The 14945-nt window shown below is 31.8% G+C and carries 11 protein-coding genes; 1 reads left to right on the forward strand and 10 read right to left on the reverse strand.

Going from position 1 to position 14945, the window contains the following annotated elements:
• Positions 1–12: 12 nt before the first annotated feature.
• From pepF to spxA, 4 genes are all read right to left on the reverse strand, one after another.
• Complete coding sequence (pepF, locus tag MHH94_RS10420) at positions 13–1818, reverse strand: oligoendopeptidase F (RefSeq protein WP_078355604.1); 1806 nt, start codon at positions 1816–1818, stop codon at positions 13–15.
• Between the two features lie 41 nt (positions 1819–1859).
• Positions 1860–2849 carry a competence protein CoiA gene (locus MHH94_RS10425; RefSeq protein ID WP_058592512.1) on the reverse strand — a complete coding sequence of 330 codons (990 nt, stop codon included), beginning with the start codon at positions 2847–2849 and terminating at the stop codon, positions 1860–1862.
• Between the two features lie 52 nt (positions 2850–2901).
• Positions 2902–3591, reverse strand: a complete 690-nt coding sequence (mecA, locus tag MHH94_RS10430; RefSeq protein WP_048542004.1) for an adaptor protein MecA — start codon at positions 3589–3591, stop codon at positions 2902–2904.
• 151 nt (positions 3592–3742) lie between these two features.
• On the reverse strand, positions 3743–4138 hold the full coding sequence (gene spxA / locus MHH94_RS10435; RefSeq protein ID WP_025905673.1) for a transcriptional regulator SpxA: 396 nt from the start codon (positions 4136–4138) through the stop codon (positions 3743–3745).
• A 334-nt stretch (positions 4139–4472) separates the two neighbouring features.
• Between spxA and trpS the strand changes: the two genes are divergently transcribed.
• Positions 4473–5468 carry a tryptophan--tRNA ligase gene (gene trpS, locus MHH94_RS10440; RefSeq protein ID WP_048542003.1) on the forward strand — a complete coding sequence of 332 codons (996 nt, stop codon included), beginning with the start codon at positions 4473–4475 and terminating at the stop codon, positions 5466–5468.
• A 326-nt stretch (positions 5469–5794) separates the two neighbouring features.
• Here trpS and MHH94_RS10445 read toward each other — a convergent pair whose 3' ends face one another.
• The 6 genes from MHH94_RS10445 to MHH94_RS10470 all read right to left on the reverse strand — a co-directional run bounded on the left by MHH94_RS10445 (position 5795) and on the right by MHH94_RS10470 (position 14937).
• A complete protein-coding gene (locus MHH94_RS10445; protein WP_078355603.1) occupies positions 5795–7417 on the reverse strand; it encodes a peptide ABC transporter substrate-binding protein in 1623 nt (540 codons plus the stop codon).
• Positions 7418–7461: 44 nt separating this feature from the next.
• Positions 7462–9102 carry a peptide ABC transporter substrate-binding protein gene (locus tag MHH94_RS10450; protein ID WP_340841031.1) on the reverse strand — a complete coding sequence of 547 codons (1641 nt, stop codon included), beginning with the start codon at positions 9100–9102 and terminating at the stop codon, positions 7462–7464.
• Positions 9103–9294: 192 nt separating this feature from the next.
• Positions 9295–10950 carry a peptide ABC transporter substrate-binding protein gene (locus MHH94_RS10455; RefSeq protein ID WP_107609412.1) on the reverse strand — a complete coding sequence of 552 codons (1656 nt, stop codon included), beginning with the start codon at positions 10948–10950 and terminating at the stop codon, positions 9295–9297.
• Between the two features lie 89 nt (positions 10951–11039).
• Positions 11040–12710 carry a peptide ABC transporter substrate-binding protein gene (locus tag MHH94_RS10460; RefSeq protein WP_058592518.1) on the reverse strand — a complete coding sequence of 557 codons (1671 nt, stop codon included), beginning with the start codon at positions 12708–12710 and terminating at the stop codon, positions 11040–11042.
• A 188-nt stretch (positions 12711–12898) separates the two neighbouring features.
• Entirely contained in the window at positions 12899–13864 is a 966-nt protein-coding gene (locus tag MHH94_RS10465) for an ABC transporter ATP-binding protein (protein ID WP_048541993.1), read from the reverse strand.
• Entirely contained in the window at positions 13864–14937 is a 1074-nt protein-coding gene (locus MHH94_RS10470) for an ABC transporter ATP-binding protein (protein ID WP_049319851.1), read from the reverse strand. The genes MHH94_RS10465 and MHH94_RS10470 overlap by 1 nt, the downstream gene beginning before the upstream one ends.
• Between the last annotated feature and the right edge of the window lie 8 nt (positions 14938–14945).

Consider the following 14945-nt stretch of genomic DNA (forward strand, 5'->3'; position numbering starts at 1 on the left):
GTCTACATACATTTATTTCTCTTTTACAAGCTTTTCAAAGGCATTTAGTTTCTGTTCAAAGACTTCCATTGCCTCTTCTATTGGTTGTTTAGATGTCATATCGACACCAGCTTTTTTCAATACTTCTATCGGATAATCTGAGCTACCTGCTTTTAAGAATTCATTAATATATCTCTCAACTGCTGGTTCGCCTTCTTCTAATATTTGTTTACTTAATGCTTGTGCTGCACTATAACCTGTAGCATATTGATAAACATAGAAATTATAATAGAAATGAGGAATACGTGACCATTCTTTGGCAATATTCTCATCTGTCACAACAGCATCGCCGAAATATTTTTTATTAAGTTCTGCATACTCAGAGTTTAAACGATCTGCAGTTAATGGTTCACCATCTTCTACAATTTTATGAATAAGATATTCAAACTCAGCGAACATTGTTTGTCTAAATAATGTTGCTCTAAATCTTTCTAACTCTTGGTTTAGTAAATATTTACGCTTTTCAGGATCTTCTAAGTTCTTATCCATATATTCACTTAACAATGCTTCGTTAGTTGTTGAAGCAACTTCTGCCACAAAGATTGAATAATCACTTTCATTTGATTGTTGATGTTTTCTACTGAAATAACTGTGTGCAGAATGTCCAAATTCATGAATTAACGTAAATAAATCAGAAATAGAATCTGTCCAGTTAAGTAAAATAAATGGATTTGTTAAGTGAGCGCCTGAAGAATAGCCACCAGAGCGTTTACCTTTATTCTCATAAACATCTACCCATCTATTATTTAAACCTTCTTCAACTACATCTATGTACGTTTGACCCATAGGTTGTAACGCTTTAACCATCCAGTCTTTAGCTTCTTCATATGGCATCTCAAATGAAGAGTTTTTAACTAGTGGTGTATACATATCATACATATGCATTTCATCTAAACCAAGTAACTCTTTTCTTAAAGCAGTATAACGATGTAACAATGGTAAATGCTTATGTACAGTGGCAATTAAGTTATCGTATACTTCTTCTGGAATAAAGTTATTTGATAGCGCTTGTTCACGAGCTGAGTTATACTTGCGAACTTTTGAACTAAATATAGCAGTCTTAACTTTCCCACTTAACGTTGCAGTTAATGTATTGTTATGACTTCCATATGCTTCATAAACATTATCATAAGCAGATTTTCTTAAAACGCGATCTTCAGATTCTAACAATTTAGTATATGTGCCTTGTGTCAGTTCATGTTCATTACCATCTTTATCGACAGCTGGTTTAAATGTTAAGTCAGCATTATTAAACATACCAAATACATTACTAGGTGTTTGTAATGCTTCCCCTGCTTCAGCTAAAATCTTTTCTTCTTTATCGCTTAAAATGTGAGGTCTTTTCTTATTAAGTTTCTCAATATCAAATTGATATCTTTTTAAATCATCGTTTGATTCAACAAATTCATTTAATGTTGCTTCATCAATAGACATTAATTCAGGCAAAATGAAGCTCCATGCACTCGCAAATTTATTAGCAAGTGTTGCTGCCTTCGCTTCATATCCAGCGTATTTATCATTTGCTGTGTCTTGATCATGTTTCAAATGAGCATAAACATAAACCTTACCTAGTTTCTCATCTATTTCACTATCAAGTAATAACGCTTTATACAATGTTTCTGCACTATCTTTCAAGTGACCTTTGAATTGTTCTTCTTTACCTAAATAGCCTTCTAACTCTTTAAAAGCTTCTTCATATGCTTCGTCAGAAGAAAAGATAGTTGTTAAGTCCCATGTATATTGTTCTTGTTGTTCTTCCCTTGTAATTAACTTCGCCATCTTAATAGCCTCCTTAATATTTCATATTTATAATTTTCTCATTAATTAGTCCATTTTGCACGTGAAATAGCCTTTCGTTTTATAATTGAAATATATGAGTAAAAGGCGCTCAATAGGATTTCTTTCTTAGAATAATGACAATCATAAAATGATCTAAATTCTATGAACTGATAAAATTTTTCAAAAGTAAATGTCTTATTTTTCATTTCTAAAAATAAGTATGATTGCCATGTAATACAATGTGTTAAAAAATATATTTGTTCAGGTACAATAATGCCAATAATCGGGCGTCTCTTCTTATGTATTAAGCGAGCATTATATAATAACGATAGCGTCGGTTCTAATACATTCTTCTGTTTCCTACATTTAGTTAAATATTCTTGGTAAGCCATATCCGTTAATGCTAAATTTGGTATTTTCTTTAACGGATAATCTTCTAATAAATGGTCCCATTGAATTTCCCGTCTATAACCGATAAATCTATGTTTATCAATTGATTGTAAACATTCATATCTTATTAATAAACGCTCTTCAGGATTATAAGTTATAAGTGTTCTTTCTTTATGATTAATGAGTGCTGCTTCAAAATAACTGAGGGTTAATATACCATTCAGATATTTAATATTTTTACCAATCCAAATCACTTTTATATTCATTAATCGAAATCCTTCACTCCTATCCATTAATAAATCAAAGCTAATAGGTGAATATTGAAATTCGACAACAATATTTTTATTAATCATAATGTCGGGAATTTGTTCAATTTCAGATATATAATATTCCATATCTATGTTAACTTTCCCATTTAAGCATGCATAAATATGATGTTTAGATGATATGTGATCAAGAGATTCTTTCTTATAACTATTTCTTAAACAATAACTATCTACTTTATGAGCAAAGTGCGCTACAGTATGTTTTCCTTTCTTGATAACGAGTTCAGATAAACAATCCGGGCACCTATAAATTTCATTGGTCTTAGCGTGTTGTGCATATATTAACTGATTATGTTGATTAAGTCCCATTAACATAAAAAACACCTCTTTACTATATAAAACGTAAAGAGGTACTAAAATTACTTATTTAATTTTTAGGTTCAAAATATCTTCTCACTTGACCCGTAACATTATAACTCATGACAACTTTCGCATAATCATCTAGATATAATTTAGACACTTGAGTTGGATTTGCATATTCAAGTAATTGTCCGTAGAAGTCATTAATAATGTCTTCACTATCTATTTGATCAAATTGTACATAATAATAATATTTGTTATCTAACATGTATAATAAGTCTGTAAATACAATATCTTTATGTTCATTATAATGTGCATATTCAATAATATCTTCTAACTCTTCGAATCTTACAAGTAAGCCTATGTCTTTAGGGACAAATTGTTTTTCAGCTTCTTTCTCATCATTCAAGAGATCTCCAATATTCTGATCAGAATCGAGTGCTTGAGATAAGAAATCATTGACTTGATACTCTAATTGATCATTAGATTCCTCGTCAGTCATATTTAACAGTTCGTCACCTTTAGATTTAGAAACTGTTACTTCAACACCCTTTTCAAATGCATGCACTTGGATCCACAAAGGTCCTTCAACGACAAATTCTTCCTCATCATTGATTTCATCCATCATAGACCAGAAAAATTCTTCGCCACGTTTACGATTTGTCCATAAATCTTCACGTTTGAAACCTCTTGCTTCGATATCTTGATAAGTTATAAATAATTTTACCGTTGTTTCATCAATTCGTTCTATTCTCATAATGTCACACTCCCTTACTCTAGGAATAGTACATTCATTGTATTATAAACAAGTACATTTTAACAGTAATTTGTTCGAACTATTCACAATTAATTTATTGTACAAAAATAGCCCCTGTAAACAGGAGCTATAATGTTAATATTAGACTAAATTAGTCAACCATACGTTGTGCTTCCATTAATTGGAATGTACGCACTTTTCTTGGTAAGAAACGACGAATTTCATCTTCGTTATAACCAACTTGTAAACGTTTATCATCTAAAATAATAGGTCGACGTAATAAACCTGGGTTGTCTTGTATAATTGTATATAATTCTTGTAGAGGTAATGCATCGATATCTACATTTAATTTTTGATATGTTTTAGAACGAGTTGAAATAATTTCGTCTGTTCCATCTTCTGTCATCTTTAAGATTGATTTAATTTCATCTAATGTTAAGTGTTCTGAAAAAATATTACGCTCCGTATACGGAATGTCATGTTCTTGTAACCATGCTTTCGCTTTACGGCAAGATGTGCAACTTGGTGAAGTAAATAATGTTACCATACATCTCACTCTCCTAATTGAATATTATTTATGTTAAACGTCAGTGAACTTATAAGATAAAATACACTTAATTATATATACCCTATATATTACTAGGTTAAACATATATTGCTCACTTGGTTTAATCTTTATCTAATTGCTATAAATATATTATATAACTCAAAGATTAAAATTAAATGAGAAACTGCTAATAATTCATTAAAAAGCACATAAATTATAGATGAATATGTTTATGACGACATATTTATCTAATTACTAGAATAACACAACTTACAAATGAATAAAATACTGTTATAATGATATAAAGAAATTTTGTAGAAAAGAGGCAATTTTAATGGAAACTTTATTTTCAGGTATCCAACCAAGTGGTATCCCTACTTTAGGCAACTACATTGGCGCATTAAAACAATTTAATGAGATTCAACACGACTATGACTGCTTTTTTTGCATCGTAGATCAGCATGCAATTACAGTACCTCAAGATAGACTTAAATTAAGAGAAAACACTCGTAAATTAGCTGCGATTTACTTAGCATCTGGACTAGACCCAGAAAAAGTAACGCTATTCATCCAATCAGAAGTACCAGCACACATTCAAGCAGGTTGGATATTAACAACAATCAGTTCAATTGGTGAACTTGAAAGAATGACGCAATATAAAGATAAAGCACAAAAACAATCTCAAGGTATTCCAGCAGGTCTATTAACTTATCCACCATTAATGGCAGCAGATATTGTACTATATAATACGAATATCGTACCTGTCGGTGATGACCAAAAACAACATATTGAATTAACACGTAATGTTGTTGATCGCTTTAATACGAAATATAATGATGTTTTAATTAAGCCAGAAATTCACATGCCTAAGTTTGGTGCTAGAATTATGAGCTTACAGGACCCAACTAAAAAAATGAGTAAAAGTGATGACAATCAAAAAAACTTCATCTCATTATTAGATGAGCCAAACGTTGCAGCTAAGAAAATTAAAAGTGCTGTTACAGATTCTGATGGCATCGTTAAATATGATAAAGAAAACAAACCAGGTATCAGTAATTTACTCGTGATATACTCTAGCCTATCAGGTCAATCAATTGAAGAATTAGAAGCACAATATGCTGATAAAGGATATGGCGATTTCAAAGGAGACTTAGCTGAAGAAGTTAAGAAATTCCTTGTAGAATTCCAAGAAAAATTCAATTATTATTATGAAAACAAAGAAGTATTAGATGAAATACTTGATAAAGGAAGAGATAAAGCAAGTTTCGTAGCCAATAAAACATTGAAAAAGATGGAAAACGCTATAGGATTAGGTAGAAAAAGAAAATAATTATAAAAAGAGATGGTCGTGACCATCTCTTTTTTTTATGCTAGATTATATTTGATTATTATAACGCACGATATCTCTCAGTCTTCGTGCGTTACACCCCTTTTTCACCCTATAACGCACGATATCTCTCAGTCTTCGTGCGTTACACCCTTTTTTCACCCTATAACGCATGATATCTCCTAGTCTTCGTGCGTTACACCCTGATTTTGTACCCTAGCGCACGATATTTCTCAGTCTTCGTGCGTGCCAAACTACCAGATTCATCTCCAATATAAAAAGCAGTAGAAACTCACATTTAAGTGAATTTCTACTGCTTTTTTAATGTCCTATTTTTCAATATAAGCTTCTTTTAATGTAGAAACGCCTCCGAATTGGTGGTTCACTACGTTTTTAACGTTAGGTTTTTGAAGTTGTGCTACACCTACTTGATAAAGTGGTACAATACCCGCTTCATTTAATAACATACCTTCAGCTCTTTGTAATTCTGAAAGTCGTTTGTCAGGATTGCTTGCTAATGATGAGTCTGCTGCTTTAATAATACTATCATATTCTTTATTAGACCAGCCAGTATTATTATGAGAACCGTCTGTAACATAAAGTTCTAAGAATGTCATTGGATCTGGATAATCTGGAATCCAGTTTTCTAGTGACATTTCATATTCACCTTTTGATACAAGATCAAGTTTTTGTTTAAATGGTTGTTGTTTAATTTTAATCGTAACACCATCTAAATTCTTCTCTAATTGTTCTTTAAAGTATTCAGCATCTCGTTTAGCTGTATCTTTATCATAAGTCATAAGCTCAATTGTAAATTTATCTTTACCTAATGCTTTTTTAGCTTTTTCATAATGTTCTTTTGCTTCTTTAACATTATATTGGTTCGTATTTTTCACGCCATCTTGATATTCCTTACCTTTACTATCTTTAACAAAATCTTTTGGTACAAAGTTATCTGTTGGAATAGAACCGTTGTTCAAGTTATTTTTTACGTATGCTTCTTTATCAATTGCTTTAGCAAATGCTAGTCTAAAGTCTTCATTCTTGAATTCAGGTACTGTATCTTCATTTAATTTGAAGTAATACGTTACGGTATCTAATTCTGTATTAAATGCTTTGTCATCTTTATATTTCTTAACTTGCTCTGCTGGTAAATCTACAATATCCAATTTATTAGTTTCATATAAATTTACAGCTGTTGAAGCTTCTTTAACGACTTTGTAGTTAACTTTATTTAATTTAACTTTATCTTTATCCCAGTAATCATCATTTTTTTCTAACGTAACTTTATCATCTGTTTTCCAGTCAGTCATTTTGAATGGTCCATTATATAATGTTGTTTTGACTGTTGTACCATACTTGTCACCTTGTTTTTTAACGAATTTTTCATTTTGTGGCATAAATGTACCGAATGACAATAATTCTTTATAGTATGGTAATGATTTCGTTAGTTCAAATTCTAATGTATGATCATCTACTGCTTTAACACCAAGTTCTTCAGGCTTTTTATCTCCTGAATTAATTTCTTCTGCATTTTTAATATCGTATAAGATATATGCATATTCAGATGCAGTATCTGGATCTACAACTTTTCTCCAAGCAAAGACAAAATCATGTGCCGTTACTGGATCGCCATTTGACCATTTTGCATCATCTCTTAATTTAATCGTCCACTTCTTACCATCGTTCATAATTTTCGGGTCACCTTTTGCTACTGCTGGTATTGCTTTATCATCTTTATCTAATGTGTAGAGACCTTCCATTGTTTGGAAGAACATATCAAATGATAAACCATCTGTTGCCATAGCTGAATCCATCGTGGGTACATCACCATTAATTTGTAAGTCTAGCGTTTCATCACTCTTACCCTTACTACCGCCACCCGACGAACATGCACTCAATATGAGTACCGCTACTAACATCATTGTTAAAACTTTTAATATTTTAGACATGTAACTCATCCCCTTAGTTTATATTTAGTTAAACTACAGATTTGTTACTTTTGAACATAGGCATGTTTTAAATCTGTATCTCCACCAAACTTATGTCTTTCAATATCTTTCACATAACTTTGCGTTAATCTTGCATTCCCTTGTTGATAAATAGGTACAATAACCGCTTCATCTAACAATAATGATTCAGCATCTTGCATAGCTTCAACACGTTCTTGTTCTTTATCTAACAATTTATCTCCCGCATCGTTAATTTTGCTATCATATTCTTTATTCTTCCAACCAGTTTCATTCATCACATTATCACTTGTAAATAATTCTAAGAACGTCATAGCATCTGGGTAATCTGGGCCCCATCTACCGAATGAAATTTGATAATCCATGTTTGCTTCTAATTTTAATTTTTGCTTATAAGGCTGTTGTTTAACTTTGATTGTTACACCTGGTAAGTTTTGCTCAATTTGCTCTTTAAAGTATTCAGCATCTTTTTTAGCGTTGTCTTGGTCATAAGTTAATAATTCAAAAGTAAATTCATCTTTACCAAGTTCTTTCTTAGCAGCTTCTAAATGTTTCTTAGCTTCTGCTTTATTGAATTTATTATCTGTTTTAACACCTTTTGTATAGTCTTCTCCTTTAGTATCCTTTACAAATTCTGTAGGTACTAATGAGTTTGCTGCTTTAGAACCATTGTTTAAATTACTCTTAACATATTGTTCTCTATCAATTGATTGTGCGATTGCCATTCTTAAATCTTTATTTTTGAATTCAGGTACATCTTTTTGATTCATTCTCATAAAGTAAACTCTTGATTCAAGTTCTGTGTTATAAGCTTTATCATTTTTATATTTCTTAACATTTTCTGCTGGGATAAGTGCTTCATCTACATCCCCTGCGTTATACATATTTAGAGCTGTTTGAGGCTCTTTAACAACTTTAAAATTCACACTATCTAATTTCACATTACCTTTATCCCAATATTCTTTGTTCTTAGTTAAAGTATAATTATCTTCTGTCTTCCAGTCAGATAACGTAAACGGTCCATTGTATAGAGTATCTTCAGCAGTTGTACCGTATTTATCGCCTTTTTCTTTTACGAATTTTTCATTTTGCGGTAAAAATGAACCGAATGACAATAATTCTTGGTAATAAGGTAATTCACGATTAAGTTTAATTTCTAATGTTTTGTCATCAATCGCTTTAACACCTAATTCTTCAGGCTTCTTATCACCTTTGTTAATATCTTCGGCATTTTCAATATCAAACATAATAAATGCATACTCAGAAGCAGTCTTTGGATCAACTAATTTACGCCAAGCATATACGAAATCATCTGCAGTAACTTTATCGCCATTCGACCACTTTGCATCTCTTAATTCAATCGTCCATGTCAAACCGTCTTTAGATTTTTTAGGATCACCCTTTGCAATACCCGGAATCGCTTTGTCATTTTTGTCTAACTTATACAACCCTTCCATCGTATTATTTAATGCATCAAAAGACACAGCATCAGTTGCTAAAGATGAATCCATTGATGGAATATCCGAAATAGAAATTAATCGTAACTTTTTGCCATCCCCTGCAGAACTGTCACTTTTATCCTTTCCGTTTCCACCACTACATGCCGATAAAAGTAAAATTATCGACAGAAATACTAAAAAGCTCCACCTTGCATGTTTGTTTTTCATAAACATTTCCCCTTATTCAATTTTTGAAAATTCAGTCATTTCTGAACTTTCTTCAATTATAATGTTAATTTGTTTGTGTCGCAACATAAGTTATCAAGAAATACAATTTTTAGGATTTAATAAAGATTATGAAATAATATTATAAAATAAACCTTACAAATATTGTGTATTTGTAAGGTTTATTCCTAGTGTTTATTTTGCGCCTTCTATTTCAACGCCTTTTAATGTGTAATCTCCACCGTATTTATGATTTTGCCAATTTTTAATATATGGCTGTCTTAATCTTGCAGAACCTGTTTGGAATAATGGAGATATAGATGCTGAATCTAAAAATTCTGATTCTGCATCTTGTAATGCTTTAATACGTTTATCGCTATTTTCTGGTTTCAACATTTCATCTGAATTGGCTTCTTCTAACGCTTTATCATATGCTTTGTTAGCATACCCTGTTTGGTTATGCGGTGAATCTGATGTAAATAAATCTAAGAATGTTGTTGGATCTGGATAATCTGGGAACCAACCTGCAAATGAAATATCAAAGTCTTTTTTAGACTCAAGTGCGAGTTTTTGTTTAAATGGTTGTTGTTTAATTTTTAACGTTACACCAGGTAAATTTTTCTCAACTTGTTCTTTTACAAATTCTCCTGCTTTTTTAGATTCGTCTTCATCATACGTTAGCAATTCAATTGTAAATTTATCTTTACCTAAGTCTTTTTTCGCTTTTTCAAGATGTTCTTTTGCATCTTTTTTGTTATAGCTTAGAGACGACTTCACACCTTCTGTATAATCTTTATCGTCGCTATCTTTCACGAAGTCTTTAATCATTAATGTATCTAACGGTTTAGAACCATTATTCAACAACGAATTCACATAAGATTTCTTATCTATTGATTTCGCGATTGCTTTTCTTAAATCTTCATTTTTTAAGTTCTCATTTTTCTCTTTATTAATTCTGAAGAAGTAACTACCTGATGTTGCTTCAGTAGAAAAATCTTCTCTGTCTTTATATTTTTTAATGTTTTGTGCATCTAACCCAACCATGTCTAACTTACCTGTTTGATACATATTAATGGCCGTTTGCGTATTTTTAACAACTTTAACGTTCACGTCTTTAACTTTTACTTTATCTTTATCCCAATATTCGTCATTCTTTTCAAGCTTCCATTTATCTTCTGGTTTCCACTCTGTTAATTTATATGGTCCATTAGATAATGTCGTCTTAGCTGTTGTTCCAAATTTGTCACCTTGCTTTTCAACAAATTTTTCATTTTGAGGCATATATGAACCGAATGCTAATAAACTTTCCATCCAAGGCACATCTTTAATGAGTTTAATTTGAAGTGTGTGATCATCAATCGCTTTAACACCTAATTCTTCAGGCTTTTTATCACCTTGTGTAATCTCTTTTGCATTCTCTATATTTTCAAACATATATGCAAATTCTGCAGCTGTATCTGGGTCCACTGACCTTTGCCATGCATATACAAAATCATGTGCAGTTACTGGATCTCCGTTAGACCATTTAGCATTATCTCTTAATTGAATCGTCCATGTTTTCCCATCGCTAGACTTTTTAGGTTTATCTTTTGCAATACCTGGTATAGGTTTATCATTTTTATCTAATACGTATAAGCCTTCTAATGTTTGAGCAAAAGTTGTAAATGATACTTGGTCAGCCGCTAATGATGGATCCATAGTTGGTATATCATCACCTGATGATAAATTCAGCTCATTTTTAGATTTGGATTGTTTAATATTGCTACCTTTTTCATCTTTATCATTACTACACGCTGACAAAATAAGCATTAATGAGACAACTATCATAAATATAACTTTATACTTTTTCATTTTTAATGCGCCTCCTCATTATTGTGTCAAACATCGTGAAAATATAAAGAAAAGCAACCAATGTTTCCATTGATTGCTTTCATTCACTTTTATTTAGCTCCAGCGATTTCTACTTCTTTAAGTGAGTAGTCTCCACCGAATTTATGTGGTTGCCAGTTTTTAACGTAAGGTTGACGTAAACGTGCGACACCTTGTTGGTAAAGTGGTCCAATTGAAGCTGAGTCTAAGAATTTAGTTTCTGCATCTTGTAATAATTTAGTACGTTTTTCACTATTTTCATCTTTTAACATTTCATCAGAATTAGCTTCTTCTAATGCTTTATCGTACTCAGCATTTGCATATCCTGTTTGGTTATGTGGACTATTTTTCTTAAATAAATCTAAGAACGTAGTTGAGTCTGGATAGTCAGGACCCCAACCAGCAAATGAAATGTCATAATCGCCTTTAGATTCTAATGCTAATTTTTGTTTGAACGGTTGTTGTTTAATTTTTAATGTTACACCTGGTAAGTTTTTCTCAACTTGCTCTTTAACGAATTCAGCTGCTTTTTTAGATTCATCAGCATCATAAGTTAATAATTCGATGTTGAATTTATCTTTACCAGTTGCTTTTTTAGCTTTTTCTAATAATTTCTTAGCTTCTTCTTTGTCATAGCCCAATGGAGATTTAACGCCATCGATGTAGTCTTTACCGTCTTCATCTTTAACAAAATCTTTAACCATTAATTTATCTGAAGGTACAGAACCGTTGTTTAATAATGATTTAACATATTGTTCTTTATCAATAGATTTTGCGAATGCTTTTCTTAAATCTTCATTTGCTAAATCTTTATTCTTAGTTTTGTTAATTCTAAAGAAATAGTTTGAAGAATTTAATTGAGTAGAGAAATCTTCTCTGTCTTTGTATTTTGTAACGTTTGATGCATCTAATCCAACAGTATCTAATTTACCAGTTTGGTACATGTTGATAGCTGTTTGAACTTCTTTTACAACTTTATAGTTAACTTCTTTAAGTTTAACTTTGTCTTTATCCCAATATTCTTTGTTAGGTACAAGCTTCCAGTTATCTTCAGTTTTCCATTCTTTCATAATGAATGGACCGTTTGATAAAGTAGCATCTGCAGTAGTCCCGAATTTCTTACCTTGCTTCTCAACGAATTTTTCATTTTGAGGCATGAATGAACCGAAAGCAAATAGACTTTGCATCCATGGAACGTCTTTAATTAATTTAATTTCTAAAGTTTTATCATCAATTGCTTTAACACCTAATTCTTCAGGTTTTTTCTTACCTGCAGTGATGTCTTTAGCATTCTCGATATTTTCAAACATATATGCATATTCAGCTGCTGTGTCTGGATCTACAGTTCTTTGCCAAGCATAAACGAAGTCATGCGCTGTTACTGGATCACCATTTGACCATTTTGCATTGTCTCTTAATTTAATCGTCCAAGTTTTGCCGTCTGCAGATTTTTCTGGATCTGCTTCTGCTACACCTGGTGCAGGATTATCATCTTTATCTAATACATATAATCCTTCTAAAGTTTGGTTAAATGTAAAGAATGATACTTGGTCTGTAGCTAAAGATGAATCCATAGTTGGAATATCTGATGTTGAAGATAAGTTTAAGACGTTTTCAGACTTTTCGCTCTTAACGCCGCCTTTACCACCTTCGTCACTTTTAGAACCGCCACCACTACATGCTGCTAACGTTAAAACAGCTGCAACGAGTATTGACAATAAAACCGAAATCTTTTTCCTCATATAGCTTTTCCCCCTTGTTTTCTTTCTCCTGAATTATTCAGAAGATTTGTAATTTTATTATATTTTAAAAATGTATGAAAAACAATAGTAATCCATACAATTTTCAAACAATTGAAATAATGCAAAATAAAACCTTCAAAAACCTTATAAATCTAAAAAATGAATATAATATTATTTTTAATATAAAGTTATGCTTCTGTTAAATCGAAGTCTTTATTATAGTTGGCTTTCTTCTCAGCAAATTCTTTTTCAGAACAATATACAAAGTGATCCGGACCTACTTCTCTTAATTCTAGTTTGTCGTCGTCTTCATATTTATGTATATCTGGATTATACGAAGATCTTGTTCTTGTTCGTTCCGAATCAGGGTCTGGTAACGGAATCGCTGATAATAATGATTTTGTATATTCATGTTGAGGATGCTTATAAATTTGGTCAGATGGTCCAAGTTCAACCAATTTACCAAAGTACATCACACCAATTCTATCTGAAATATATTTAACCATTGATAAATCATGGGCGATGAATAAGAACGTAATGCCTTTTTCATCTTGTAGCTTTTGCATTAAGTTAACAACTTGTGCTTGAATCGAAACATCAAGTGCAGAGATTGGTTCATCTGCAATAATGAATTCTGGTTCAACAGCTAATGCACGCGCAATTCCTAACCTTTGTCTTTGTCCACCAGAGAACTCATGTGGATATCTATTAGCATGCTCTTTATTTAAACCAACTGTTTCAAGCAACTCGTAAACACGTTTTTTTCTTTCTTCTTTACTTGAAACTAGTTTGTGAACATCTAATCCTTCAGCAATAATATCCATAACTTTAAGACGTGGATTTAATGATGCATATGGATCTTGAAAAATCATTTGCATACGACGATTAAATCGTAATAAGTCTTTACGCTTTTTGATATTTTGTATATCAACGTTATCAAAGATGACTTTCCCGTCAGTTGCATCATATAGTTTAATAAGTGTGCGCCCCGTTGTAGATTTACCACAACCAGACTCGCCAACTAAACCTAATGTTTCACCTTTAAATATTTGAAATGATATATCATCTACTGCTTTTACCTCATTTTTCTTCCCTACGTTGAAATATTGCTTTAAATTTTGAACATCAATGAGTACTTCTTTTTTATCAGCCATTAGAACGTCACCCTTTCTACACGTTTTGGCTTGTCAAATTGATCTGGTGTTGCTTTTTGTTTTAATTTAACAGCTTCTGGTAATTCTACTTTAGGTGCTCTTTCATCTAACAACCATGACTTCACAAAGTGTGTAGGTGAAATTTGGAACCAAGGTGGCTCTTCCTTAAAGTCAATATCTAAGGCATATTCACTACGTCTAGCAAATGCATCTCCAACAGGTGGCTTGATTAAATCTGGTGGTGTTCCAGGAATAGCCAAAAGTTCAGTATCATGAGATGTTTCTAAACTTGGCATTGATGATAGTAAACCCCATGTGTATGGATGTTTAGGATTATAGAAAATTTCATCAACTGAACCTGTTTCTACAATTTGTCCACCATACATAACTGCTACTCTATCTGCCACGTTTGCTACTACACCTAAGTCATGTGTAATAAAGATAATAGAAGTATCTATTTTATGTTGTAATTCTTTCATCAATTCTAAAATTTGTGCTTGAATGGTTACGTCTAATGCTGTTGTAGGTTCATCTGCAATTAAGATTTTAGGGTCACAAGCTAATGCTGTTGCAATAACAATCCTTTGTCTTTGACCACCTGAAAATTGGTGAGGATAGTTATTAAATCTTTCTTTTGCTTTCGGTAAACCTACTAAATTTAAAATATCTAATGCACGTTTTTTCGCATCTTGTTTCGATAATTTTTGATGCTTAATAAGTGGTTCCATGACTTGCTTACCAATTTTCATTGTTGGGTTGAGTGAAGTCATAGGATCTTGGAATATCATACCAATCTCTTTACCACGAATCTTCTGCATTTCTTTTTCGCTTAATTTTGCAATATCTTTCCCGTCAAACAAAATGGAACCATCTTTAATTCTACCTACTTTTTTCGGCAGTAAGCGTGTTAATGCTTTAGTCGTAACAGATTTACCAGAACCTGATTCTCCAACTATTGCTAGTGTTTCCCCTTTATCTAAATAAAAGTCTACACCTCTTACTGCTTGTACTTCCCCCGCGTCAATGTCGAAGGAAACATGTAAGTTATTTACTTCTAATATTCTCTTAGCCATAATTAATT

The organism is Mammaliicoccus sp. FSL K6-3158 (genome assembly GCF_038005105.1).
GTDB lineage: Bacteria > Bacillota > Bacilli > Staphylococcales > Staphylococcaceae > Mammaliicoccus > Mammaliicoccus sciuri.